Here is a 25,998-nt window from a genome sequence, read left to right as displayed (position 1 = left end):
AGCATGCTACCCTCGTGCCTCTGCCTTCAGGCCGTCGGGATCGCGGTGACATTGCCGCGCCGGACGCACCGGCCAAGAGCAGTGCCAGGAGCGTAAACCCCTTATGTCCAAGACCCTAGTCATCGTCGAATCCCCCGCCAAAGCCCGCACCATCGAGAAGTACCTGGGAAAAGGGTACGCGGTGGAATCCTCGATCGGGCACATCCGTGACCTGCCCAAAAGCGCGGCGGACATTCCCGAGAAGTACAAGGGCCTGGCCTGGGCGCGGCTGGGGCTGGACATCGAGAACGACTTCCAGCCTTTGTACGTGGTGTCGCCCGAGAAGCGCCAGCACGTGGCCAAATTGCGGAAGATGGCGGCTGAGGCCGACGAGATCATTCTGGCCACAGACGATGACCGCGAGGGCGAGAGCATCGCGTGGCACCTGTTTCAGGAATTAAAGCCCAAGGTGCCGGTCAAGCGCATGGTCTTCCACGAGATCACCAAGGAAGCGATTCAGGCCGCCATTGCCTCCCCCCGCCAGATCGACACCAATCTGGTGGAAGCGCAGGAGGCCCGCCGCGCCCTGGACCGGCTGTACGGCTACGAGGTCAGCCCGGTGTTGTGGAAGAAGGTGGCCCCCAGGCTGTCGGCGGGCCGCGTGCAGAGCGTGGCGACGCGCATGCTGGTGGAGCGCGAGCGCGAGCGGATGCGCTTTGTCAGCGGCTCGTGGTGGGACCTGCTGGTCACCGGCCGCACGGCGGAAGACGCCACCTTCCCTGCCCGCCTGACCGACGTTGCTGGACAGAAGCTGGCGGTGGGCAAGGACTTCGATCCCCTGACCGGCAAACTGAAGCCCGACGCGAAGGTCCGCACGCTGGCCGAGGCCGAGGCCCGCGCCCTGGCGGATGGCCTGACCGGGCAGCCGCTGACGGTGACCTCTGCCGAGGAAAAGCCGTTCACGCAGCGCCCTTATCCACCTTTTATTACGTCCACCCTGCAGCAGGAGGGCAGCCGCAAGCTGGGCTTCGCCGCCACCCGCACCATGCGGGCTGCCCAGCGGCTGTACGAGGGCGGCTATATCACCTACATGCGGACCGACAGCACCAACCTCTCGTCCGAGGCAGTCACGGCGGCCCGCACCCAGGTGTCGCAGATGTACGGCCAGCCCTACCTGTCGCCGCAGCCACGCGTGTACGCCAAGAAGGCCAAGAACGCCCAGGAGGCGCACGAAGCGATCCGGCCGGCCGGCAGCAGCTTCCGCACCCCGGACTCCTTGCGTGCGGAGCTGGGCGGCGACGAGTGGCGCCTGTACGATCTGATCTGGAAGCGCACTGTGGCCTGCCAGATGGCGGATGCGCGGGGCCGTAGCCTGCGGGTCCGGTTAAACGGGAAAGCAAAAACGGGCGAGGAAGTGGGCCTGAGTGCCTCGGGCCGCACCATCGACTTTCCCGGCTTTCTGCGCGCCTATGTAGAAGGAAGCGACGATCCCAGCGCCGCCCTGGAAGACCGTGAAACGCCGCTGCCGCCTCTTCAGCAGGGCCAGCGCGTGACCGCCGAGACCGTCAAGCCCGACGGCCACGAGACACAGCCCCCAGCCCGCTACACCGAGGCCAGCCTGGTGCAGTCCCTGGAAGGCGCGGGCATTGGCCGCCCCAGCACCTACGCCAGCATTCTGGGCACCATTCAGGACCGGGGTTACGCCAGCAAGAAGGGGCAGGCGCTGGTGCCCAGCTGGACGGCCTTTGCCACCTCTGCGCTGCTGGAACACCACTTCGGCAATCTGGTGGACTACGACTTCACCGCCAAGATGGAAGAGGATCTGGACGACATCGCCGGGGGCCGCGCCCAGCGGGTACCGTACTTGAAGCGCTTTTACCTGGGTGTGGACGGCGAGGGCATGGCCCTGCGGCCGCTGATCGACCGTCAGATGGGTGAGATCGACGCGCGCGGCATCGCCACCATTGCCGTGCCCCGGCTCTCCGACAGCGGCATAGAGGTCCGGGTGGGTCGCTACGGTGTGTATATGCAGCGCGGCGACGACAAGGCCAACCTGCCCGAAGGTCTGGCGCCCGACGAGCTGACGCTGGAACTGGCCGAGGAGATCATGAGCCGCCCCAGCGGGGACCGGCCCCTCGGGATCGACGAGGCCAGCGGGCATCCGGTGGTGGCCCGCGCCGGGCGCTACGGCCCCTATGTCACGCTGGGCGCGGAGAATCCGCCGATCCGTACCGCCAGTTTGTTTCCCACCGACGATCTGGACACCCTCACGCTGCCGCGCGCCATGAAGCTGCTGAGCCTGCCCCGGCTGGTGGGCACCTCTGAGGGCGAGGAGGTCTGGGCGCTGAACGGCAAGTACGGCCCGTACCTGAAACGCGGGAATGACAGCCGCAGCCTGACCACCCACGAGGAACTGTTCACCGTGACGCTGCCCGAGGCCGAGGCACTGTTTCTTCAGCCGCGCTTTGCGAAGGGCCGCACGCCCACCCCGCCCCTCAGCACCTACAAATATGAGGGCCGCGCCGACATTGTCCTGAAGTCCGGGCGCTTCGGCCCCTACCTGACCGACGGCGAGCGCAACGCCACCCTCCGTAAAGGCGAATCCGAGGACAACCTGACCGCCGAGCGTGCCCTGGAAATTCTGGAGGAACGCGGCAAGGAGCCGAAGGCGAAAGCGGGCAAGCCCCGGAAGGCGGCGGCCAAGGCTGGAACGGCGAAGAAGACGGCGACACGCAGCGCGGCCCCCAAAAAAGCTGCGGCGAAGACGGCAGCCACCAGAACTCCGACCTCCAAGACCGCGAAAAAAGCCCCTGCCAAGGCTCCGGCCAGGCCCACATTCACCTGGGCCCAGCTCAAGCCGCACCTGAATGTTCTCTCGGCGCAGGAACGCGAGCTGGTGACTGCCACCCGCGAGCAGGGCCGCAAGGTGGACGAGGTGGCCCCCGAACTGGGCCTGGACGTGAAGAAGGCCAAGGGGATGGCCCTGCAGGCCAGCAAGAAGCTGAACCAGGCGGCGCGCGGAGAGTAGGAGGATGCCCCGCGAACGCTTTGTCCGTGAGAGGGCCGCCGCTCCGCAGGCGCTGCACCTGATCCGTCTGGCACAGGGTTCGCCGGGGCAGTGGTTGGGGCTGCCCGGCGGCGACCTGCGCGTGCTGAACCTCAGCGGCAAGCACAGCGGCAACCAGCCTGGCAGTGACGCTGTGACCGGCTGGCTGCTGTGCCTCAGCGGCGAGGCCGTTGTCGACCTGCCGCTCAACAACTTCGTGCGTCTGCGGCCCGGCGAGGGCTACCGCGTCACGGCGGGCGAACCCTGGACGGCTTTTGGCACCAAAGACGGAAGTGTGCTGCTGTTCTCGGCAGACGCTGGATAGATGGGGGATACAGGGCACCCCTCGCCCCCGGCAACCGTGACGGGCACGTGGCAAGGTGCGTGCCCTGCGGCTATTTCTTCTTGCGCTTGCTGGCCTTCGCGGCTTCCCTGGCGGCCTTGGCCTCGGCCTTCTGCTTCTCGGCCATCTCGCGGCCCATGTCCTCCATCAGCTGCGCGCCCTGGGCGTCCACAGCCCGCTGCAGGGCCACCAGCGTGGTGACCACCATGTTGTTCAGGACACGCTCCACGGGCGCCTTGATCCACTTGTAGCGCACCCGGCCGTTCAAGGTCATCGTGACTTCGGTGCCGCCGGGCATCGGCTTGAACTGCCAGCCCTGGGTCAGTTTTTCCAGCGGACCGACGTGCCGCACGCTTTCCCAGCCGCCGCGCTGCGGGGCCTGCAACTGACCGTACTTGGCGGTGAAACTCAGGCCCAGCAGCTTGCGGGCAAATTTGTAGCGCACCAGGGCGTTGTTGGCCAGCCGGCCCTCGCCGCCCTGGTACTCGGCCTTTACCAGATTGGGATCCCACTTCACGCGGCGGCGCGGCTCCAGCGCCAGGCGATAGAGCACGTCTGGGCGGGACCGGACCACGATGGTCTGCTTGATGCTGATGGACTCGGACATATCTGGGCCACTGTAGCGCGGGCCGGGGCCGGAGACAGGATGGAGACAGGGTCCGTGGCGTTGGCGCCCCCGCCTTTCGCGCAGCCCACTTGCTACACTCCGCCGTGTGATGTTTGGACCGCAAAATCCCCGCAGCCAGCCGCAGCCGGGCCACCTGTACGACGTGGCGGTGGTGGGCGCGGGCGTGGCCGGAACCGAGATGGCATGGCGGCTGGCCCGCGCAGGCGCGGACGTGCTGCTGGTGTCGCAGGCGCTGGACCACCTGGGCAACTTGTACGCCCCCACCACCCGCGACGCCGATTTCCCGCCCGGCAGCGTCTTTGCCCTGATCCGGGACCGGATGGCCCCCGACACCGACGGCTGGAGCTTTCACCGCCAGCTCAAGGCGGAACTCGAGGGCACCTCCGGCATCCACCTGCTGCAAAGCACCGTGACCGAGCTGGACGAGACCGACGCCGGAGTCGTGCTGTCCACCTGGGAGGGGCCGAAACTGCACGCCCGGCAGGTGGTGCTGGCGGTGGGCGCTTTTCTCAAGGGCCGCCTGCTGATCGGCGACAGCATGGAGGAGGCCGGACGGCTCTCAGAGGTGGCCTATGACTTCCTGGCCGATGATCTGGCCCGTGCCGGGGTGTTCCTGACCGGCGCGGAGGCCACGGCGGCGGCGGTGGAGGGGGCGCCGCCCTACGACGTGCGCTTCCTGACGCCCGCACCCGGCGAGCTGAGCGGCTTTCAGCTGACCCGCTTTGACCGGGTGCGTGCGGTGGGCCGCATGTTGCCCGGCGAGTGTTCCTACCGCAGCGTGCTGGACGACGCGTCCCGACTGGCCGACGAACTGCTGGCCCTGGCTAGGGTGAACCCGTGATCTTTCCGCTGGGCGATTTTCACTTTCCCGACGCGGCCTCCCGCCTGTACCCGCACACCGCACAGCGCCCCTGGGTACTGGAAATTGGATTCGGGGACGGGCGCTTCTGGCCGCATCACGCTGCGGACTTCGCCGAGCCGCCGAACTACCTGGGCGTGGAACTGTCGGGCGTCTCGCTGCTCAAGGCCCAGCGCCGCCTGAAGGCTGCGGGGCTGGACAACGCCATCCTGACCAAGCTGCCCGCCGACGTGCTGCTGCGCGAGGTGGTGCCGCACGGCGGGCTGGACCGCATCGTCGTCAACTTTCCCGATCCCTGGCCCAAGGCCGGGCACCTGGACCACCGGCTGCTGCGCGCGCCGTTCTTCAGTCTGGCGGCCTCGCGCCTGAAAGCGGGCGGCGCGGTGCTGCTCACCACCGATCACGACGAGTACTTCGAGTTCGCGTGTCAGGCGGCGCGGGACAGCGGCGTGATGACCGTGGACCTGGCTGATCCCCCGCCCGCCGCGCTGGAGACCAAGTACGCCCTCAAGTGGCGTGACCTGGGGCTGGCCCCGCAGCACGCCCGCTTCACGCCCACCGCCCACCCGGACGTCCCCCACGGCGACATCCACCCCTACCCGGAGGACCCTGCCCACGTGCCACACGCCATCCTGTCTCTGCCCGCAACGTTTACCCCCGCCGCTCCCGGCCAGCCGTTCGAGAAGCGCACCGCCCGCGCCGGCGGCTGGACCGTCATCCTGCTGGATTTGTACGCCAGCTTGCGTGTGGGCGGCTGGGTGGCGCTGGCCCACGTCGTGGAGGGCGAGCTGACCCAGGAGGTGCTGGTCGGCATCACCGCGCGTGAGGACGGCAGTCATCTGGTGCGTCTCGCCAAGTTCGGCGGCCCGATCATCACGCCGGGGGTCAAGGCGGCGGTGGGCGCGGTCACCGACTGGCTGGAAGAACGGGGCGGACAGGTCACGCACCGGGGGTACTGAGGCGCTGGAGCGCTGGGCGCTCACCAGCCTGCTCGGTGGCCACACCTGACTGATGGGTATGGGGCCGCCTCCTGCCGGGCATCCAATCGCCCTGCGCCGGAACCCGTATTGTGTGCCCCATGGTGAAGGTGGATGAGACCCTGCTGCCCGGTGTGGGCATGCGTTACGACTTTGATGGCCGCTTCGGCAAACGCGTGGGCGTGATCACGCACCGCGACGGGCGGCGCGAGCTGTTCGTGTCGCTCAAGGAAGACCCCGACGCCTGCGCCCAGAGCATCGTGCTGGCAGAGGATGAGGCCGAGGTGGTCTCCGATCTGATGGGCGGCAGCACCGTGACCCGCCGCATGGGCCAGAGCATGCAGGACATCGAGGGGCTGGCAATGGACTGGCTGCCGCTGGCCGGCACGACGCCGTTTGACGGCAAGCCGCTGGGCAGCACCATGATGCGCACGCGCACCGGGGCCAGCATCGTGGCGATTATTCGCGGCGGCGGGGCCATTCCCGCGCCGGGACCAGAGTTCGTGCTGCATGCTGGCGACACCGTGGTGGTGGTGGGTACGGCCGAAGGCGTTACCCACGCCGCACGGCTGCTGAACGGACAGCCGGAGCCCCAGAAGACCAGGGCGAAGACAGGGTCGCCTGTGGCCGGAACATCCTAAGCCGGCCCGTACCCTTACCGGGGAGGTGAAGCGTGGAGCTGGGCCAGCTGTTTCTGGAAATTGGCGGCGTGATTCTGTTGCTGGCCCTGGTGGGCCGCGCCGCCGGACGCCTGGGCATCACCCCCATTCCGCTGTATCTGCTGGCAGGCATCGGCCTGGGCGCGGTGATGTCGCTGGGCAACGCGCCCGAGGAATTTATCCACACCGGCGCGGAAATCGGCGCGGTGCTGCTGCTGTTTACCCTGGGACTGGAGTACACCAGCGAGGAACTCAGCAGCAATCTCAAGGCCAACCGGCAGATCGGCATCATTGATCTGGCCCTGAATTTCACGCCGGGACTGGTTGCGGGGTTTCTGCTGGGGTTCACGCCGCTGGCCGCCGTGCTGCTGGGCGGCGTGACCTACCTGACCTCCAGCGGCATTGCCAGCAAGATCCTGCGCGATTTCGGGCGGCTGGGCAACCGCGAGACGCCGCTGATCCTGGCGGTGTGCGTGATCGAGGACGTGGTGATGGCCGCCTACCTGCCGGTGGTGGCCGCGCTGCTGATCGGCGGGACACTGTTCGCGGTGGGCATCAACCTGCTGGTGGCGCTGGCCGCCTTCGGGCTGGCCTTTTTTCTGGCGCTGCGCTACGGCCATGTCCTGAGCCGCGTGATGAACGTGCCCAGCGATGAGGCGCTGCTGCTGGGCGTGCTGGGGCTGGTGCTGGTGGTGGCAGGGGCGGCGGACCAGCTGAACGTCAGCGCCGCCATCGGTGCGTTTCTGGTGGGCATTGCGCTGTCGGGTGAGGTGGCGGACCGGGCGCGTCAGCAGATCGAGCCTCTGCGCGACCTGTTTGCCGCCGTGTTCTTCGTGTTTTTCGGCCTGCAACTGAATCTGGCTGAGGTGCCGTCGGTGCTGCTGCCCGCCATTCTTTTGACCATCGTCACCGGGGCCACCAAATTCGCGGTGGGCTGGATGGGCGCGGCCCGCGCGGGCGTGCAGCTGCGCGGGCGTTTTCGTGCCGGGACCACCCTGATTCCGCGCGGCGAATTCAGCATCCTGATCGCCGGCCTGGGGTTGGGGCTGGCCCCCAGCCTGGGCCCGCTGGCCGCCGTGTACGTGCTGCTGACCGCTATCCTGGGGCCGGTGCTGTCGCGCTTCGACGCCCAGCTCGCGCCGCTGCTGCAGCGCCGGCCACGCGGCGAGGCGGGCAAGGAGGTCTCCGCGCCGGGCCAGGGATGAACGCGGGAGGGGCGGACGCTTTGTGGCGTATTTCCAGGGTGACGCACAGCTGCTGTCTATACTCTGGCCGTGAACTCTACAACCGTGATGACGGAGAACCCGCTGCTCAACGTGGGTTTCCGCGTTCCCTTCGATCAAATTAAGCCCGAGCACGCCGAGAGCGCCGTGGACCAGTTGCTTGCCGAGGCCAGCGAGCGGCTGGAGCGGCTGGCGCAGTCCGGTGAGCGTCAGTTCGTCGGCTTCATGGCCGATCTGGACACCTTGACCGAACAGCTCGGCACCGTGACCACCATCGTCCATCACCTGGACGGCGTGGTCAGCAGCCCGGCCTGGACGTCGGCCAAGCTGGCGATCCTGCCCAAGGTCAGCGCGTTCTACACCGGCCTGAGCCTGCATCCTGGCCTGTGGGCCGCCCTCAAGACCTTTGCCGCGACCGACGACGCCCGGGGGCTGGACCCGGTGCGTGCCCGTCACCTCAAGCTGACCATCGACGACTTCAAGCGCGAGGGTGCGGACCTGAATGACGCCGACAAGGCCCGGCTGCTGGAACTGAACACCCGCCTGGCCCGCGTGACCAGCGATTTTGGCAAGAACGTGCTGGACGCCAATGCGGCCTACGAGCTGTACGTGGAGGAGGACCGGCTGGCGGGCGTACCGCAGCGCGTGCTGGAGGCCACCCGGGCTGATGCCCAGGAACGCGGTCAGGCTGGCCACCGCCTGACGCTGCACCAGCCGGTTACCACGCCGCTGATGATCTACGCCGACGACCGCGAACTGCGCCGCGAGATCTGGGAGGCCCAGCAGCAGGTGGGCCGCGGCGAGGGCCGCGACAACCGTCCCCTGGTGGGCGAGATCCTGAAACTGCGCCGTGAGAAGGCCCAGTTGCTGGGCTTTGCCAACTTTGCCGACTACGTGTTGCAGGACCGCATGGCGGGCGGCGGCGAGGCGGCCCTGAACTTCGAGCGTGACCTCGAAGCCCGCACCCGCCCCGCCTTCGAGCGCGAGAACGCGGAGCTGGAAGCGTTCTACCGCGAGCACGCCGGGGCCGACGCCCCCGCTCTGGAAGCCTGGGATGTGACGTACTGGGCGGAAAAGCAGCGTCAGGCCCAGTATGACTTTGACGAGGAAGCCCTGCGGCCCTACTTTGCGCTGGACAACGTCCTGTCCGGCCTGTTCGAGATCACCCGCCGCGTGTTCGGCGCGTCGGTGAAGGAGGCGCAGGCCCCCGGCTGGCACCCCGATGTGCGCTACTACGACATCCACGACGAGGCCGGCACGCACGTCGCGTCCTTCTACACCGACTGGTTCCCGCGCGACACCAAGCGGGCCGGGGCGTGGATGAACGGCTTCGTGACCGGCGGCCCCCGCGAGGGCGGGGTGGACCCCCACCTGGGCCTGATGTGCGGCAACATGACCCCTCCGGGCAAGGACGCCCCTGCCCTGCTGTCGATCCGCGAGGTGGAGACGGTGTTCCATGAGTTCGGACACCTGCTGCACCACGCCCTGTCGCGCGTGCCGGTCAAGTCACTGAGCGGCACCAGCGTCGCCTGGGACTTCGTGGAACTGCCCAGCCAGATCATGGAAAACTGGGTGATGGAGCGGGAGGCCCTTGACCTGTTTGCCCGCCATCACCAGACCGGAGAGGCGCTGCCGCAGGACCTGTTCGACAAGATGGTGGCGGCCCGCAATTACCGCGCTGCCAACACCGCCATGCGCCAGTACTCTTTCGGGTCCACTGACCTGATGCTGCACGTCGAGTACGATCCGGCGGGCGAGGCGGACCCGATTGCGCTGGCCCGCGACAGCATGGCCCGCTTCGTGCCGTTCGCGTTGCCGGCCGATTACGCCATGGTGGCGGCCTTCAGCCACCTGTTCAGCAGCCCGGTGGGCTACGGGGCCGGGTATTACAGCTACAAGTGGGCCGAGGTGCTGGACGCCGATGCCTTTACCCGCTTCGCCAGCGAGGGGATCTTCAACCGCGACACGGGCCGCGCCTTCGTGGACAGCGTCCTGAGCCGGGGCGGCGGCGAGGATCCCGCCCAGCTGTACCGGGAGTTCATGGGCCGTGACCCCGATGCCGATGCCCTGCTGCGCCGCAGCGGTCTGCTGCCCGGCTGAACCCGCTCCGCAAGAACGCCGGCCCCCTGACCATCGGGGGCCGGCGTTGTCTTGTTCGGTGTGGATGCCGCCGTCAGACTCCCGGAATCCCCCCGAAGGTGGGGCGTTCTCGCTGACCCTGGACGTGCGTCCCCACTGGGGGCAAGGGCAGATCAACGACGTTCATTGTGCGGGTGCCAGAAGCTGGTCTCCGGGTTGTGCGGATTTGTACACGCGCCAAAAGACATTCGTATTACTCTGCGCGGATGGTCAAACGCGCCCTGTTGCTCGGTGCCGCCGTGTTCTCCCTGCTGGCCAGCCCGGCCGCCCACGCCCAGACGGCGCCAGAGGCCCACCTGCTCGCGCGGCTGAACGAGATCCGGACACAGGGCGTAACCTGTCCCGGCAGCGGCCGGCGCCCGGTGGCCGGCGCGTTGAGCGACAGCGTTCCCCACGCGCAGGCCGCCCGGCTGCAGTCCGGGTACATGGCCGCCTCCGGGCAGGTGACCCACACCGGGCAGGGCGGCAGCACGGTGCGGGTCCGGGCGGCCAGCACTGGCGTCAACGCCACGAGCGTCACGGAGATTGTCTACATGGGTTTGGGCCTGGATCCCGAACAGGCCATGCGCTGGTGGCTGGGCAGCGCCGCCCACTGCTACTGGATGACCGAGGGCCGCTACACCCATGCCGGAACCAGCATCGTGCAGGGCGCGCGCGGCACCGCCTACGTGATTGTCCTGAGCAGCCAGCCCAGGTAAGCGGCGGTCAGGACGGGGCGCAACACAGCCTCGCGCCCTGACCGTCCTTCCTTACCGCGCCGTCCAGCCCAGGTCCAGATCCAGCACGGCCCCGGTCATGCCCCAGGCGGCAGGGCTGGCAACATAGCTGGCCAGGCCGGCGATGTCCTCGGGGTCCAGCAGGCGCTTGATGGCCGCACTCTCCAGCATCACCCGCTGCTCGACCTCCTCAACAGTGATGCCGCGCGTGCGGGCCTGATCGGCCATCTGGCCGGTGACCAGCGGCGTGCGGACATAGCCGGGGCAGATGGCGTTGACGGTCAGGCCCTGATCGCCCGCCTCCAGCGCTGCGGTACGCGTCAGGCCGATCAGCCCGTGCTTGGCGCTGACATACGCGCTCTTGAAGGGGCTGGCAACGTGGCCGTGAATGCTGGAAATGTTGATGATGCGTCCCTGCCCGCTACGCGTCAGGTGCGGCCAGGCGTACCTGGACAGCAGAAACGGCGCGGTGAGCATCACGCGCAGCATGGCGTCCCAGGTGTCTTCGGGAAAGTCGGCCACCGGGGCGATGTGCTGGAAGCCCGCGTTGTTGACCAGCACGTCCAGCCCGCCCAGCGCCGCCACCGTCTCATCGACGGCGCGGCGGCAGTCCTCGCGCTGCCCCAGATCGGCCGCGATAAAGGTCAGGCCGTGCTCGGCGGCCACCTCGCGTGCCTGTGGCCGGTCCAGGTCCAGGACGGCCACTCGCAGTCCGTCGTTTCGCAACCTGAGCGCAATGGCGAGGCCGATGCCGCCTGTGCCGCCCGTGACCAGCGCCGTTCTCTGTTCCTGTGGAGTTGTCATGCCCCCGAGTGTAGGGCGCTGGCGTTACCGCGCCGTTCGGGTGGCCGGCTCCGGTTCCTCACCGGCGTCAGCGCTGGCCCCCTGCCTGACCGTGGGTGCCGGTCCGCCGCGTCCCGCCTCGGCCAGCGCCCGCGTCTGCGGCAGCGGCCCCAGCCCCAGATCGTCCAGCGCGCCGCGCAGCTGGTCGTACACGCGGCGGGCGGCGGCGGCGTTGCCGCGTGCGTGCCAGGCGCGCATCAGGACCTGCGCGGCCCCCTCGTGGGCAGGGTCCAGGGCCAGGGCGCGTTCGGCGGCGCGGACCGCCCGTTCGGCGTGGCCACTGTTCAGGGCGTGTCCGGCCTCGGCGGCCAGGGCGTCGGGCAGGCGTGCGGCGTAGCGCTGGGCTTCCTGCTGCACGTCGCCCAGGTCCGAGTCGGCGACCCGGTCCGGCAGGGCCAGCAGGTCGTCCAGGCGTCCGGCCCCGCCGGTCGGCGCGTCCAACCGTGCACGGGCTTCCGCGAGATCGACGTGCAGGCCGGGGCCGGTCCTGAGGCGAATCCAGTCGCCGCGCTCCAGAAAGACGCCGCTGACGGCTCCTTCCTCCAGCACCTGCCCCAGTGCGTGCAGCGTGACCCGGAAGTTGCGCTCGCCGACGCCGGGATCGGCCCCTGGAAACAGCGCCTCCTGCGCGGCCTCGCGCGGCAGGCCGCCGTCATGAACCGACAGCAGGGCCAGCAGATCGCGCGCTCTGGCCCGGCCCCACTCACGCGGGCGGCGCTCGTGACTGCGCGTCACCGACACCCGCCCCAGGACCGAGACCCGCACCCCGAACCCAGGCGTCTGATCGGGGTGGGGCAGCTCGGGGTAGCCTAGGGCGTGGGCCAGCGGTGTCAGCGCGTGGCGCAGTTCGGGCTGGGCGTGGGCCAATTGCGCCAGCACACGCGCCCGGCCGGGGGCGTCGGCCAGCGGCGAGAACAGGCTGTGCCGGGCCAGCAGGAAGGGGAAACGCGCCGCCGCGTGGGCGGCTTCCTGGGCTCCGGCCCCCTCTGCGGCAAAGCGGGCCAGCGCGACGCAGGCCAGCCCAAACGCGTCACCGCAGGTCTGGAAGGCGGACAGGGCCGCCGCCAGGCCGTCCGGGTCCGCGCCCCCGGCCTGCTGAATGCTCAGGGCCGTCGCCAGATGCAGCAGGCCGGCCATGTAGCCGTCGCCGCCCGTCTGCGCCAGCGCCTCGGTCTTGAGCGTCCTCGCCGCCTGCGCGTCGCCTGAAAGGCCCGCCAGCGCAGCCAGTCCCATCAGCGGCTCGGCCCGCAGGCGCCCCGAAACTTCTTGCGCCAGCCCCAGCGCCTCGCCGTAGGTGGTGCGCGCGCCGTCCAAGTTCCCGGCCGTCAACTGGGCGTGGCCCAGCCGGGCCAGGGCCAGCGAACGCACAAATGGGCTTTCCAGGCGCTCGCCCTCCGCCAGCCCGGCGCGGGCGTGCGCGCAGGCCTGTGCCGTCTCGCCGTGCAGCGCCGTGACGAAGGCGGCCAGCAGCAGCCCCTCGCGGTGGTTCTGGGCCGCCCGCGCCCCGCCGGCCTCGCCGTGTGCGGCGGCCAGCGCCAGGGCCAGCGCCCGCTCCAGATCACCCGAACGCAGGGCGTAGCGCGCCCCGTCGCGCAGCTCAGGAGCCATGGCCAGCGCCTCCGGCAGCCGTCCAGCGTTCAGCAGGTTCTCGGCCCGCATGCGCCGGACCCTCTGCTCTCCGGGCGCCAGGGTCTCGGCCTGGGCCAGCGCCTCCCAGCCCGCGTCCGGCTGCACGGTGTCCAGGGCCACCTGTACCTGCCCCAGCGCCCGCAGCAGGGGCGTGGCCTGCCCGTACTCGGCCAGCGCCTCGCCGTAGCGTGAGGACAGGCGCAGCGCGTCACCGGCCAGCCCGTGCAGCTCGGGCGTCCAGACCGCACGCGGCACCCGCCCCAGACTGCGCTCGATCAGCCCGGCCCGGCCCAGGGCCAGCCACCCGGCCCCGTGCGCCGAGAGCAGCGCCGCCGCCCGCGCCGCGTCGCCGGCCAGCACGTAGGCCGACAGCGCCCGCCGGGGCCGCCCGCTGCGCTCGAAATACGCTGCCCCCCGCGCGGCCAGCGCCTGGACCTCGGTGCGGGGCAACCCGGCCCGCAGGTGAGCGCGCAGCAGCGGGTGGGCGCGGTACACGGCTCCCTCCGGCAGCGCCGAATCCTCGGCCCTGGTTAGCGCGTCGGTGCGGATCAGCAGGGTCCCGCCCGCCGCCAGTGCCTCCAGCAGCGCCGCCCCGTCCGCCTTGCCCAGCACCTCGCAGACCAGTTCGGGGGTCAGTTCCTCGAACACGCTGCCGCGAGTCAGGACCGCGCGCAGGCCGGGGTCCAGCGGCCCCAGCACCTCGCTGGCCAGGTACGCGAACAGGGTGCCCAGCTGCGCCTCGCCGCCGTCCAGATCCGCCAGCTCGGCCAGCCGCACGCGCCCCTGTGCCGCCGCCTGGGCCAGAAAGCGCACCGCGATGGGCCATCCCTCGGTGGCTGCGTGGGCCAGCCGCACCTCCGCGTCGGTGGGGAACAGGCCCCCGGCACGCAGCAGTTCGCCCATCTCCTGCCGGGTAAAGGCCAGTTCCGCCGTGCCCAGCCGCGTGACCTCGCCGGCCGCGTCCAGCCGGGCCAGTTCCGGCAGCATCAGCGGCACGCGGGAGAGCAGAGCCAGCCGCCCGGCGGTGGTTCCAGGCAGGCCGCCGCCCAGCAGTTCGCGCAGCACGTCCCCCGCGCCACCGTTTCCTGCGTCGCCGCCCAGATGCTGCGCCTCGTCCAGCACCAGCAGGCCCCCGCAGGCGTCCAGCAGGTCTGCGACCCGGGCCGCCACGCGTCGGGGCGAGGCTCCGGCGTCCAGCAGTTCCGTGGCCACCGCGCCGCCGGGCAGTCCCTCGGCGGCCAGCGCCAGCCCGGCGGCCAGCACCTGCGGGTCACTGTCGTCGGCGTCCAGGGTCAGCCAGATGCGTGCGGGTTCCAGACCGCTGCCGGCCAGCGCGGTGGTCTTGCCGTAGCCCGCCGGGGCAACCAGCACCAGCACCCGCGCCGCGTCCAGGGCTGCCTGCAGACGGGGCCGCAGCAACGCGCCGCGCACGGCCGGCACCCGCGCCCGCCGCCGCGAGGTCAGGTCACGCCAGTTCAGGGTCATGGCCGGATGCTAGCAGGGGCGGCCGAATCCGGGGGTGGCCAGGGCGCGGGAACGGGTGCAGCGACGCAGGTGTCCAGCAGGGCTGGCGCGGTGTGCGCTGCCAGACATGGGCCACGCGGCAGGCGCAGCGCGGCGAAGGTGGGCCGCCCTAGAATCGCGGGGTGAGCCGCGCTGACCTGACCCCTCCCCTGAAAGTGATTTTTGACGGCGATCCTGGCCTGGACGACGCCGTGGCTTGGCTGCTGGCGCTGGCCAGTCCGGAGCTGGACGTGCTGGGCATCACGGTAACGCACGGCAACGTGAGCCTGCCACTGACGGTCCGCAACGCCGGGGTGACCCTGGCTCTGGCCGGCGAGGCTGGCGCGGGCGTGCCGTATTTCGCCGGGGCGCAGGGCCCACTGGTGCGCGACCCGGTGACGGCGGCGGCGGTCCACGGCGACTCGGGGCTGCCGGCGGCGGGACTGCCCAAACCCCTGCGGCCCCCGGAAGCTGAACACGCCGCCGACTTCATCATCCGTACAGTGCGCGCCCACCCGCACGAGATCACGCTGCTGGCGACAGGGCCGCTGACCAACCTGGCGCTGGCCTTTCGCCTGGAGCCGGCCCTACCGGCGCTGCTGCGGGAGGTGGTCTGGATGGGCGGCAGCACTGGCGGCGGCAACTGCACTCCTGCCGCCGAGTTCAACGTGTTCGCGGACCCCCACGCCGCGCACATCGTGTTCGAGTCCGGCGTGGCGCTGCGGATGGTGGGCCTGAACGTCACCATGCAGTGCGTCGCCGGCCCCGAACGAATCGCTGCCCTGCGTGGGCTGGACAACCGTGCCGGCGCGGTGTGCGCCGAACTGCTCACCTTCTACGCGGGCGTCTACCGCGAGCGCTACAACCTCAGCGGCGGCGCGTTGCATGATCCGTTGGCGGCGGCGGCTGTGATCCGCCCGGACCTGCTGGACTGGCAGGCCATGCGCGTGGACATCGAGGTGCAGGCGGGTCTGAATCTGGGCCGCACGGTCTGTGACGTGTACGGCGTGAACGGGGGCGGGCGCAACGTTCAGGTGGCCGTGGGCGTGCGGGACCAGGCGTTTTTCGAGTTGTTGCTGGAGCGTGTCGCATTGCTGCCGTAGGGTCAAGGCGGGAACGGGAGAAGCTTTTTCCCGGCGGGTCCGCCGGCCTCGTCGGGCCGCGTTTGACCGGCCCTGCCCCGGCACGCTAAGATTCCGTCCGCGCTCAGTCAGGCGCAGGCCGATGTGGCGGAATGGTAGACGCACTCGACTCAAAATCGAGCGGGAAACCGTGGGGGTTCGAGTCCCCCCATCGGCACCACCACGAGCACAAGCCCATGCGTCTGCGTGGGCTTTTTGCGTTTGCTGGGGCGGGCGGTGCGTGACGAGAATGGCCCCCAGCCTCCTCCAGCAATCGAGTGCCGCCCACAGGACGCCCGAATGCGGTCAGCAGGGAGGCTCCATGCTGCTCACAGACCTGCACCAGATGCACGTTCGCCACCTCGCCGCGCTGCGCCTCTCGCCGGCCACCATCGCCTATTACTTCTACTCCCTGGAACCGCTGCTGCAGTTCATGGAGGCCCAGGGGCTGGCCCGGGACGCGGAGCTGATCACCCTGCCGCTGCTGCGCGAGTTCCAGCTGTGGCTCCGGGACACGCACGGGATGAAGGCGGGAGGGGAACACGCCGTCTTGCGGGGCGTGCGGGCCACGCTGCGCTGGGCCGCCGAGGAGGAGCTGCTGGCGTGCGACCCCACCGCGAAACTGCGGCTGCCCACCCTGCCGCATGAGCGCCCCCCGGCGGTGCAGCCCGATGAGGTGGAGCGCTGCCTGAAGGTGGCGGCGGGCATGACCCAGCCGCTGCGCAACCGGGCCATCCTGCTGTGCCTGTACGATACCGGGCTGCGCATGGGCGAGGTGCTGCAGCTGCGCGTGGACGACCTGAACATGACCACCGGCATGATCACGGTGCGCGCGGAGACGGCCAAGCGCGAGAAGGCCCGCGTGGTGCCGATAGGGCTCAAAACGTCAAAGGCGCTCAACGCCTATGAGCGCAAGGAGCGCCGCGCTGCCCTTCCGATGGTGCAGCAGCTGTTCCTGGGCCGCACGGGGGAACCGATGACGAAAGGGGGGCTCACACACCTGCTGGTCAAGATCAGCGCCGCCGCCGAGGTTCCGAGGTCACATACCGCGCCCCACGCCTGGCGCCGCGGCTTCGCGGTGGGCTACCTGCGGGGCGGGGGCGACATTTTCAGCCTGCAGCAGATCCTGGGGCACACCACCCTGGAGATGACGCGGCGGTACGTCAAGTTTTTGCCCGACGACCTGCAGCGCCGGCACAGCCTCGCGTCACCGGTGGACAACCTGGGGCGGCGGTGAGGGCACAGGGGGGGGCTGGGGCCGGAGACGGAAGCGTCGCCGGCCTGGACGGCCTGGCGGCCCTGGTGCTGGTGGGGCTGCGGTGTTCGCCCCAGAGCCTGGCGCTGCTGGTCGAGATCAAGCAGTGCGCGCCCGACTTTTTCACGCTGCTGCTGCCGGTGCTGGGTCACGCAGATGTTGTTCGTGTCGCCCGCGAGTGCCTGCCCACGCGTGGTCAACTGCCGCCCTGTGACGTCAGCCACACCCTGACGCTGCTGTGCGCCTGCGCGCACCTGCAGGTCAGTGGGGGCAGGCTGTCGCGGCGCTGGCCCGCGTGCGTGGGTCCTGCCGCTGCGGCCCTGCCGTACTGGACCGTCGAGCGGGTGATGGGCGCCCGGCTGACGGCTGTGGCGACTGGGGTAGGGACTGCGGCAAGGAAACGACGGGAGCAGGGGGAGAGGGCGGCACACTTTCACGGTTGTCGGTGGCGCAGCCCATCTACGATCTCTGGAACGTGTGATGGGGGGTACAAGTCCAGGTGACCTGCGCCCCGCCATGGACGTTCAACAGGCTCAGTTGGCATGGTCTATCCGCAGCTGTCAGCGAGGCGCGGGCAGCCGGCGCGCAGACCACGACCGCCAGCGCCGGCCCGGGCCCCCGGCAGTTCCAGCTTGAGAGCGTCACAGAGCGAACGTGTCCAGCCAGCCGCCTTGCAGAGGTTCGGGCAAGTCCTCTCCTGGTCCGTGCCTGGCAGCGCTTTCCGAAGGGCCTGCTGGCCTGCTGATGTGTGCAGCAGTGTCCGCGCCGCGCTCAGCACCTGGCCAGCACGACCACCATCTCAGGGCCGCCGGGGAGTCTCGTCTACGCTCCATGCGCTCACGCGCTGGCGGCGCAGCCGGGCCATCTGCCCTCGCTGGGCCACGCTGGGGTGTGGGACCTGGGCGAGCAACTGGCCCCCCATCCGATCCAGGACGCCGCGCCGGCGACGCCGCCTGAGATGGCCCACGAGAATGAAGCTGGCATCCAGGTGGGCACCTCCCGCGAAGCGCCGAAAGAGCGCAGCCCTGTAGTCCTGGTCACCGGTCCCCGCCGGGAAGGAACTGACCTCGCGAAGGCCAATATTTTGTCGTGCCCCATGAACAGCCAGTGTCCTTGATGTCACAGGGACGTCTTCATCAGACAGCAGCAGGTCTCGATGTCGGCACCGGCTTCCCAACCGCCCGGTCCAGTCCGGCCATCACAGCCCGCCCCCACCGGGGTCTACACTGATCTATGAACCACCTGCCGGGGTTACCGCCGGGTGCGCTCGCTCCGCTATACGGCCGCGAGCATGACCTGCGCCAACTGCTCAAATTGCTCTGTAATGGGATGCGGCTGCTCACCCTGCGCGGCCCCGGTGGAATCGGCAAGACCGCCCTGGCCCTCCATCTGGCCTACGCCTTCCGGCAACAGAACGTGCCCCATCTTGATCACGTGCAGTTCATTGATCTCAGCGCCGTCCGCGGCCCGGAGCAGGTGATGGGCCTGATCGCGGCGTCCCTGTCCGACAGTGGACCACGGAGCACACCACAACGGCAGATCCAGGACTTCGTGGCCCGCCGCCGCACGCTGCTGATCCTGGACAACTTCGAGCAACTTCTCCCTGCAGCCCCAGGACTGGGTGATCTCCTGGCCCGCACAGACACGCTGCAGCTGGTGGTCACCAGCCGGGCGGCGCTGCGGCTCCACGACGAGACGGAATACACGGTGGAACCGCTGGCGCTGCCCCACCGCGTTCATGACGCCGCCTCGAGCGCCGCGGTGCAGCTGTTCGTGGCGCGCGTGCAGGCCCTGAGTCCCACGTTTGTGCTGAACGAGGCCAACGCCGCCCAGGTCACGCGGCTGTGCGAGCTGCTGGAGGGTGTGCCCCTCGCGCTGGAACTGGCAGCCATGCGCACCCGAACGTATGCCCTGGGGGACCTGCTGGCCCAGCTGGAACATCCCCTGGATGTGCTCAAGGCGGACTTCCGGGACCGGCCCGAACGCCTGCGTTCCCTGCGGGCCACCGTGCAGTGGAGTTACGACCTGCTGGGTGAGGTGGACCGGGCGGTGTTCGAATGCTGTGCGGTGTTCGCAGGTCCGTTCACGCCGCAGGCGCTGGCCGAGGTATGGGGCTCGTCTGAAGTGCTGGAGCGGGCGGAAGCGCTGCTGGAGCAGAGCCTGTTGCAGCGCCTAGACACGCCGGTTACCCTGTGGAAGATGCTCCAGCCTTTGCGGGAACTGGCCGTGGAACACCTGAACGGCCACCCGCAAGCCGCCATCTGGCGAGAGCGACATGCGCGGCACTTTCTGGAAATGCTCGAAGAGCTCCAGCGCAGCTGGCAGCACGAGACCGTGGACCGACGGGACGCATTCCTGCCGCATTACCCGAACATCCGGTCCGGGATGGTCTGGGCCGTGGAGGGGCGCCACTCTGATCTCGCCTACCGCTACCTCGGCGCCATCGGCCGCCTGTGGTTGCCTTTCGGACTGCATGTGCAGGAGGCGCCGCTGGTCGAGCGGGTGCTGGCCCTGCCCCCGCCGGAGGACCGGGGCACACTGCTCCGGGCACTGGAAATCACTGTGGACAACCTGAGGTTCACGGGGCAGTTCCAGGCCTGTGAGGCGCGGTTACAGGAGGTTCTGGCACTTTGTGAAGCGCTGGGCGATGTGGAGAGCGCGGCCTGGGCCAGCGGCAATCTGGCCTACGTGATGCGTGACACCGGTCAGGGGGAACAGGCCTGGACCATCACCCAGGACGTCATCCGTGAGCTGCGCGAACGGATGGGCAATAACCCGCCGACCCGTAAGCAGCAGATGCTGCGGGCCAGTGTCTACCTGGGCGGCGCACTGGATCTGCTGGAAATGAACCGATATACAGACGCTCTGGAGTACGCCCAGCTGGCCTGCGAGTACTTCCAGGAGGCGGTCAACCCGGTCTTCGAGCTGGTATCCAGGGTCATGATCGGCCAGCTGCTGGTGTACCTGAACCGACTGCCTGAAGCCAGGGGCCAGCTGCTGTCCTGTCTGCACGATGCGGTGGCCCGGGGGTTCCGGGGGATAGTCGACTTTGCGTTGCGTCTGGGACTGACCCTGATTGCGGCTGAGCAGCGCGACTGGGCAACGCTGGTGCAGTTCACAGCGTTCGTGAATGATCCCGACTGGGGCCGCTCGCAGAATTTGCCGGACCGCCGCTTGCGTCAGGATATGGCCCTGGCCAGGCAGGCGCTGGGCGAGACGGCGTATCATCAGGCCTGGACGACAGGGCTTCACCTGCAGGTGGCGGACATGGTGGATCTGGCTGAGCGGCTGGTTCAGGTGCCGATCTTGAAGGCCGCCCATCCTGAGTTGACGCCACGCGAACTGGAGGTGCTGGCGCTGGTGGCGCAGGGTCACCCGGACCGCAAGGTGGCGCGACTGCTAAAGATCAGCCCCGGCACCGCGAGCAAGCACGTGGGTAACCTGCTGGGCAAGCTGGGCCTGCACAACCGCGTGGAACTGGCCCGCTGGGCCCTCGCGCATGGTCTGGCGGACACGGCAACGCCCGGGCCGCCCCCGCCGTAGGAGACCCGGCCTTGCGGCTGGACACGCCAGCGTCAGCCTGTCCGGGCCGGACGCCCGGCAGCTTTGTTCTGCCGTGACTTCCAGCCAAGGACTGGGGCCTACCGGATTCTGTCAGGGTCGCCTGACTGCACCGTACCCAGTCCTGGCGATGTGCTTTGTCCCGGGAACGCGCACCCTGAAGGCATCAGCCCAGCGCTGATCTACGGCAGGAGCCGAGCACCACGCTCCCCGGATGTGCGGCAGCGGTCCACTCCGTCTCTCTTCGCGCTGTCTCTGGTTCCGTCTGGAACGGGAGGCGCGGCGGCAGGTCTGGCCTGCCCTGGAGGATCACCATGCCTACCCTTCACAACTTCGTCCGCCGCACCTCGGCTGTGCTGCTGACCCTGGCCCTGCTGGGGGTGCCCAGCGCCCTTGCCCGGCAGGCGGACGCACTGGGGACCCAGCTCAGCGCCATGTCCGGCACCGGGCTGATGGGGAGCGAATGCCAGCAGCGTATGGGTGCCCTGGACCTGGTGCTCCGCGAGGCGGGCTACCGCCTCGTGCGCTCGCAGCTGGTTGACGGCACCATGATCGCGCGCTGGTCCCATCCGGAGCGCCGCACGTCAGTTCTGGTCTTCGCGGGTTGGCAGGAGTCCGGCAACGAGTTCTCTGCGACTGAACTGACTGGCCTGATGCGCTGGAATGAACCTCTCGCATTCTGAGCGGCAGACACGGCGCCCGCCGCTGGCACGTGAGCAAGGCAGGGGCGCCCGGTCTCGCGACTTACCGCACGGCCGTCTGTTCTGGACCCGCCATGCGCAGCCTCCGGAGCACACGCCCCCACCGTGGACGGCAGGAGCCAGGCACCACGCTCCGCAGATGTCCGGCAGCGGTCCACTCTTTCTCTCCGCGCTGTCTCTGGTTCCGTCTGGAACGGGAGGCGCGGCGGCAGGCCAGGACTGCCCTGGAGGACCTTCATGTCCACGCTTAAGACTGTAACTGTAGTCCGCCCTACCTCGTCCGCGCTGGTCCTGCTGGTCCTGCTGGCCTTTCCCGGTACCCTGGCCATCAGGCAAACGCCTGGTCCACCCGACACCCTGGCCACCAAGGTGAGCGCCATGTCCGCAACAGGGCTGAAGCTCGCCGAGTGCGAGACGCGCATGCAGACCCTGGGGACCATGCTGAGCCGGGCGGGATACGTCTCCAGGCGCGCCCACGTGAGCGCAGACACCGTTATGACGGCCCTGTGGTACCACCCACTGCATCACATGTCCGTTGTGGCGTTCTCGGGCTTGCGGGCGTCGGACAACACGTCGTCATTCTCAGCAGTGGGGATGGCCGGCGAGGTGGGCTGGAACGACCTCCTGCCCACGCCCTGACCCGGGCTTCACTGAGATCAGCTGAGGGTTGGTCCGCCTCAGAGGTGATCGCCCGGACCGCAGGTCCCTGCAATCCGGTGTCTACAGCCAGGCGGTGTACGTCATGCCCCGCAAGGCGTGGCGCACAGACGCGCCACCCTGGATTGTGAAAGTCCGCTGTCTGTCTCCCCACCATCTTTCCCTGCACTCTTTCCACCCGCCGAGGAGAGCCACCATGAAAAAGATGCTGACCGTCCTGCTGACCCTGACCGCCCTGAATGGAATGTATGCGGTCGTCGCTGTCCCGTTGCCACTGGCCACGGTGGTGGCCAACGCAGACGGGGGAGACGTTCTGAGATACGACAGTCTCTACACTGAAAGCAACTGGCAGGGGGTGGCGCTGCCCCCTGAGGTTATGTTCGCGCTGGGCGATCCGCGGCAGATGGTGCTGACGGTCGAAGACCTGCCGAGCAACGTGAAGGCCAGTCTCCGTCCTTCACACGCTGCAGGCGTGGTCGGGCTGAAAATCTCGCGCGACGACCGGCGTCAGGCAGTGCGTCAGACAGGCCGGTTCACCCTGACCAATCCGGCTTCGGGGTACAGCTACACTGTTCAGGCGATGGTCGTTGGGGAAGAACAGCCTGAAAAGGACTGAAAAGCAGCTGCGTCATGGGTGACGCTATCTCCCTTGTAGAGGGTCACGACACGGCTGGGTCCTGGCCGTACGCCAGGAGTGCGGAAACGAAGGCTGGCGCATTCCTGGAGGCATCGCCATAGCACAGCGCCAACTGCACGTCGGCCTGCTGGGCGTCCAGGTGGAGCGGCCCTGGAGAAAGGGGCCTGACAGCTCGAAGTCTACCCGTATGCGGTTCCTGAGCGCTTCGTGATGTCGCAGCCAGGCGCAGAAAGATTCCAGAGTGCTGCGACTTCGCACGTCGACGCGGAATTGACGGCGACTTGACGCCGTTCCCTGCACACTCGCCTCACCCTTGAGGGTGACGGGCGGTGTTCCCCCTCCCTCCGTCAACTTCCGGGGCAGAGGGGGTCGTTATGAACGCACCACTGGTCCGGCTCGGTCTTCCACTTCTGTCCCTGTCTGTGCTGCTGGCCGCTTGCGGCGGTGGCAACGTCGATCCACCGCTGGTGGGCACGCCCGTGACCAGCCTGGCCGACAGCGGCCCCGGCACCCTGCGCGAACTGCTGTCCAGCGCCGGGGCGGGGGATACGCTCAGGCTCGACGCCGGCACCATCACCCTGGCCGGCCCACTCAAGGTCACCAGAAGCGTGACGCTGAACCTGGGCAGTGGCGTCATCGACGCCGCCGGCAAGGGCCGCGCCCTGGAACTTCCCAGCGGGGTCACGGTCATCATCACAGGCGGCACCTTGAAAGGCGGCACGGGAGCGCCCATCACGCTCGCGACTGTCGGCAAACAGGACCTGACCGTGGCGACCTACGGCGGCGTGCTGCTCAACGAGGGCACGCTGACGCTGGACGGCACCACCGTGACGGGCGGCGCGGCCAACATGGGCGGCGGCATCGCCAACCTGAAAGGGGCAACGCTGACCCTCAGCGGCAACAGCAGCGTGACCGGCAACTCGGCGCAAGGTCTGGCTGAGAACAAGGAGGAAAGCAGCGGCGGGGGCGGGGGCATCTTCAACAAGGGCACATTGAAAGTGGAAGCAGGCAGCGTCAGCATGAATACGGCCACGTACTCTGGCGGTGGCATCTATGGTGGGGTGGGCAGCGCCACGACGATCAGCGGTGGCAAGGTGGACGGCAATACCGCGACTGAGCCGGTGGTCCAGACCGGGACGAACACGACCGGCAGCGCGGGCGGCGGCATCTACAGCAACGGTGACGTGACCATCACGGGTGGCAGCGTCAGCGGGAATACGGCGGCCTATTTTGGTGGCGGGATCACGGTGCAGTCGACGCTGGAAGCGCAGAACAACTTGGTCATCCCCGAGGTCACTGTGAGCGGCGGCAATATCGATAACAACCGCGTGACCGATGACGCGGCGGGGGGTAGCGGTGGGGGCCTGTGGATCAACGGTAACTTCACGATGACGGGCGGAGCTGTGAGGGACAACGCGGCTCCTTACGGAGGCGGCATGGGCATATTCCGTGACGCCAGCATCACGGGCGGCACCATCGAGGGCAATACAGCGTCCAAGAATGGTGGCGGCCTGCTGCTGATCACTCCTGCCAATCGCGCCATCAATTCCACCGTGACCTTCGGTGGAACGGCCACTGTGAAAGGCAACTCGTCCGGTGAAGATGGCGGCGGCATTTCGGTTAGCCGCACCACCTTGACCATGACGGGCGGAACCGTCACGGGGAACACCACTGTCAACACGGGTGGTGGCATCGGCCTGGGCAGCGGCACGAACAGCACCATCGGGGGCGGCGTGATCAGCAACAACAAGGTCACCGGCAGCACCGACGGCGGCGGCGGCATTCGCGTGTTCAGGAGCGGCAAACTCACGCTCTCGGGCGGCGTGATCAACGCCAACAGTGCGCCCCGCACAGGCGGCGGTCTGGTGGTGGACGGTCAGGTCACTATGACCGGCGGCGAGATTAGCGGCAACACAGTCACTGGTAAAGGCGCGGGGGAAGGTGGGGGCGGCGGCATCCGCATGTATCCCAATTCTGTCTTCATAGCCAGCGGCGGCGGGATTAAGGACAACACCGCTCTGTACGGCGGCGGCGTCTTCGTGGGTGCAGCCAGTGCCACCAACGGCGATCCGGCCGCACAATTTACGCTGTCAGGGGCCACGGTCAGTGGCAACCAGGCCACCGACGCTCTGGGCGATGGAGGTGGCTTCTACAACGATGGGAAGCTCACCATCACCAACGGTAGCGTGACCGGGAACACCGCAAGGAACAAAGGGGGAGGCGTCCGAAACACCAAGCGGGCCATTTATGTCCAGCCCGGCGGCAGCGTCACCGGCAACAACCCAGACAACGTGTTCAGCGAGCCCTGAGACGCGTTGACAACCTTTCACGCGATTTCTGGATATCAGGCTGCTGAAGGCCAGCGACCACGTCACGTTACGTACAGGACGCCGCCGCATGGCGCCGACGTCATCAGGCCTGCCCTCCGGACGTTCATGTCTGAACAGCCTGCAGAGCAACCCTTCATGTGTGGGACGAACGTCATGCGCCTGTGACAGCGCGCGGGCTAGGCTCACTCCAACAAGCAGGACCTGCCCGTGTGCGGCAGGAATACCGCCCCACAGTGCGTGGGGCTTTTTCTTTGCCGTCAAGAGCGATCAGGCCCAGCGCTCTCCAGCTCAGCGGGTGGGGCCGCGCCCTTGAATTCGCCTGAATGTCCGTGTTCAGGGCTGACAGTTGGCGCTGCGTACCACCACATTCACGTTGCGGACTTCCTGGCCATCACGTCTCTCTTCGAGGACATACCCCACGATCAACCGGCCGGTCTGGTCACGGGAGAGATGCAGCGCGGCCAGCTGGTAGTTGGACTGATCTTCCCGCCGCGCGCCCAGGGACCAGGTGTAGCCCGAGCGGACTCCCAGCGGATCGTCAGCCGTGGTGGTCCAGGCCCGCTGGTCGCCCGCCGTGCCAACCCTGGTGTTGACCGCGTAAGTCCCGCCCGGCCATGGCCTGAGTGAGACGCCATTCAGACCGTCCAGGCCAGGACCGCCGCGCAGGTAGACCTGCCCAGGTACCTCCTTGATGGTCAGGAGCGTGATGGTGCTGCACCCGGTCACCGTGACGGTGCGGCGGGCGGTAACGAGACGCTGAAATTCCGGTTCGGTTATGCCCAGGCGGGCGTCATAGGGGATGATTCCACCTTCGGGTGTCTGCTCCCACAGCTCCAGGTACCAGCCCGGCCGCCCCTTGACTGCCTCCCGGACACGGGCTTCGAGCGCCAATGCATCGTCTGGGAGGGCAATCTTCAGAATCTCGACCGTGACCTTGCCGGGCGTGAGCAGGGTGGACACGGGCGCTACGTCAGACAAGGTGGCCTGTCCATACACGTGGCCGAACAGCAGGGCGGCGGACAGGAGCCAGCGGGTGCGCAACACCAGCCCATGGTAGCGACTGAGGACACGTGGGCGGCCACAATTTGGCGCACCTGGCCTCAGGGGCCTCACGCCACCTAGAGGCTGCCAAGAACCCTACCCAAGAAAGGGCCTGATTTTCGCCAACATCAGAACGCAAGCAGCGACGAAA

20 protein-coding genes and 1 tRNA gene are annotated in these 25,998 nt (G+C 68.6%); 17 read left to right on the top strand and 4 right to left on the bottom strand.

Annotated elements, in window-relative coordinates; translation table 11 throughout:
- The first annotated feature begins 103 nt into the window (after positions 1-103).
- Both topA and IEY31_RS10450 read left to right on the top strand, forming a co-directional pair.
- Positions 104-3,007, top strand: a complete 2,904-nt coding sequence (gene topA, locus IEY31_RS10455) for a type I DNA topoisomerase (RefSeq protein ID WP_188971682.1) — start codon at positions 104-106, stop codon at positions 3,005-3,007.
- A 4-nt stretch (positions 3,008-3,011) separates the two neighbouring features.
- Positions 3,012-3,350, top strand: coding sequence for a hypothetical protein (locus IEY31_RS10450; protein WP_188971680.1), 339 nt, complete (start codon positions 3,012-3,014; stop codon positions 3,348-3,350).
- A gap of 70 nt (positions 3,351-3,420) precedes the next feature.
- On the opposite strand, the gene IEY31_RS10445 is transcribed toward IEY31_RS10450, so the two are convergent.
- Positions 3,421-3,975 carry an SRPBCC family protein gene (locus IEY31_RS10445; RefSeq protein ID WP_188971678.1) on the bottom strand — a complete coding sequence of 185 codons (555 nt, stop codon included), beginning with the start codon at positions 3,973-3,975 and terminating at the stop codon, positions 3,421-3,423.
- Positions 3,976-4,084: 109 nt separating this feature from the next.
- Between IEY31_RS10445 and IEY31_RS10440 the strand changes: the two genes are divergently transcribed.
- The 6 genes from IEY31_RS10440 (at position 4,085) to IEY31_RS10415 (ending at position 10,551) form a co-directional block, all read left to right on the top strand.
- Positions 4,085-4,837 (top strand): FAD-dependent oxidoreductase, encoded by a 753-nt coding sequence (locus IEY31_RS10440; RefSeq protein WP_188971676.1) that lies wholly within the window; start codon positions 4,085-4,087, stop codon positions 4,835-4,837.
- Positions 4,834-5,814 carry a tRNA (guanine(46)-N(7))-methyltransferase TrmB gene (trmB, locus tag IEY31_RS10435; protein ID WP_188971674.1) on the top strand — a complete coding sequence of 327 codons (981 nt, stop codon included), beginning with the start codon at positions 4,834-4,836 and terminating at the stop codon, positions 5,812-5,814. The genes IEY31_RS10440 and trmB overlap by 4 nt, the downstream gene beginning before the upstream one ends.
- A gap of 119 nt (positions 5,815-5,933) precedes the next feature.
- Complete coding sequence (locus IEY31_RS10430; RefSeq protein WP_188971672.1) at positions 5,934-6,473, top strand: cation:proton antiporter regulatory subunit; 540 nt, start codon at positions 5,934-5,936, stop codon at positions 6,471-6,473.
- A gap of 32 nt (positions 6,474-6,505) precedes the next feature.
- Positions 6,506-7,696 (top strand): cation:proton antiporter, encoded by a 1,191-nt coding sequence (locus tag IEY31_RS10425; RefSeq protein WP_188971670.1) that lies wholly within the window; start codon positions 6,506-6,508, stop codon positions 7,694-7,696.
- A gap of 87 nt (positions 7,697-7,783) precedes the next feature.
- Complete coding sequence (locus IEY31_RS10420; protein WP_188971900.1) at positions 7,784-9,814, top strand: M3 family metallopeptidase; 2,031 nt, start codon at positions 7,784-7,786, stop codon at positions 9,812-9,814.
- A gap of 245 nt (positions 9,815-10,059) precedes the next feature.
- Complete coding sequence (locus IEY31_RS10415) at positions 10,060-10,551, top strand: CAP domain-containing protein (protein ID WP_188971668.1); 492 nt, start codon at positions 10,060-10,062, stop codon at positions 10,549-10,551.
- Between the two features lie 51 nt (positions 10,552-10,602).
- Here the strand turns inward: IEY31_RS10415 and IEY31_RS10410 are convergent, their stop codons facing one another.
- Together IEY31_RS10410 and IEY31_RS10405 are read right to left on the bottom strand one after the other, a co-directional pair.
- Positions 10,603-11,373, bottom strand: coding sequence for a 3-hydroxybutyrate dehydrogenase (locus IEY31_RS10410; protein ID WP_188971666.1), 771 nt, complete (start codon positions 11,371-11,373; stop codon positions 10,603-10,605).
- Between the two features lie 24 nt (positions 11,374-11,397).
- The gene (locus tag IEY31_RS10405; RefSeq protein WP_188971664.1) at positions 11,398-14,526 is read right to left on the bottom strand and encodes a BTAD domain-containing putative transcriptional regulator; all 3,129 of its coding nucleotides are present in this window, start codon (positions 14,524-14,526) and stop codon (positions 11,398-11,400) included.
- Positions 14,527-14,687: 161 nt separating this feature from the next.
- Here IEY31_RS10405 and IEY31_RS10400 point away from each other — a divergent pair, with 161 nt between their 5' ends.
- From IEY31_RS10400 to IEY31_RS10360, 9 genes are all read left to right on the top strand, one after another.
- Positions 14,688-15,647 (top strand): nucleoside hydrolase, encoded by a 960-nt coding sequence (locus tag IEY31_RS10400; protein ID WP_229723484.1) that lies wholly within the window; start codon positions 14,688-14,690, stop codon positions 15,645-15,647.
- A 117-nt stretch (positions 15,648-15,764) separates the two neighbouring features.
- Positions 15,765-15,846: transfer RNA gene (locus tag IEY31_RS10395), tRNA-Leu, on the top strand.
- 141 nt (positions 15,847-15,987) lie between these two features.
- Positions 15,988-16,902 (top strand): tyrosine-type recombinase/integrase, encoded by a 915-nt coding sequence (locus tag IEY31_RS10390; RefSeq protein WP_188971662.1) that lies wholly within the window; start codon positions 15,988-15,990, stop codon positions 16,900-16,902.
- Entirely contained in the window at positions 16,899-17,423 is a 525-nt protein-coding gene (locus IEY31_RS10385; RefSeq protein ID WP_188971660.1) for a hypothetical protein, read from the top strand. Before IEY31_RS10390 ends, IEY31_RS10385 begins: the two co-directional genes overlap by 4 nt.
- Before the next feature lie 730 nt (positions 17,424-18,153).
- On the top strand, positions 18,154-20,463 hold the full coding sequence (locus IEY31_RS10380) for an ATP-binding protein (RefSeq protein WP_188971658.1): 2,310 nt from the start codon (positions 18,154-18,156) through the stop codon (positions 20,461-20,463).
- Between the two features lie 332 nt (positions 20,464-20,795).
- Positions 20,796-21,164 carry a hypothetical protein gene (locus tag IEY31_RS10375; RefSeq protein WP_188971656.1) on the top strand — a complete coding sequence of 123 codons (369 nt, stop codon included), beginning with the start codon at positions 20,796-20,798 and terminating at the stop codon, positions 21,162-21,164.
- Between the two features lie 255 nt (positions 21,165-21,419).
- A complete protein-coding gene (locus IEY31_RS10370; protein ID WP_188971654.1) occupies positions 21,420-21,821 on the top strand; it encodes a hypothetical protein in 402 nt (133 codons plus the stop codon).
- Positions 21,822-22,035: 214 nt separating this feature from the next.
- A complete protein-coding gene (locus tag IEY31_RS10365; RefSeq protein WP_188971652.1) occupies positions 22,036-22,455 on the top strand; it encodes a hypothetical protein in 420 nt (139 codons plus the stop codon).
- Between the two features lie 395 nt (positions 22,456-22,850).
- Positions 22,851-24,785, top strand: a complete 1,935-nt coding sequence (locus IEY31_RS10360; protein WP_188971650.1) for a beta strand repeat-containing protein — start codon at positions 22,851-22,853, stop codon at positions 24,783-24,785.
- 354 nt (positions 24,786-25,139) lie between these two features.
- Here the strand turns inward: IEY31_RS10360 and IEY31_RS10355 are convergent, their stop codons facing one another.
- The gene (locus tag IEY31_RS10355) at positions 25,140-25,850 is read right to left on the bottom strand and encodes a hypothetical protein (RefSeq protein WP_188971648.1); all 711 of its coding nucleotides are present in this window, start codon (positions 25,848-25,850) and stop codon (positions 25,140-25,142) included.
- Positions 25,851-25,998: the final 148 nt, after the last annotated feature.

The sequence above is a fragment of the Deinococcus aerolatus genome (assembly GCF_014647055.1).
In the GTDB taxonomy this organism is placed as follows: Bacteria; Deinococcota; Deinococci; order Deinococcales; family Deinococcaceae; genus Deinococcus; species Deinococcus aerolatus.
Note: the sequence above shows the minus strand (reverse complement) of the source record. Positions and strands in the feature narration are given on the sequence as shown.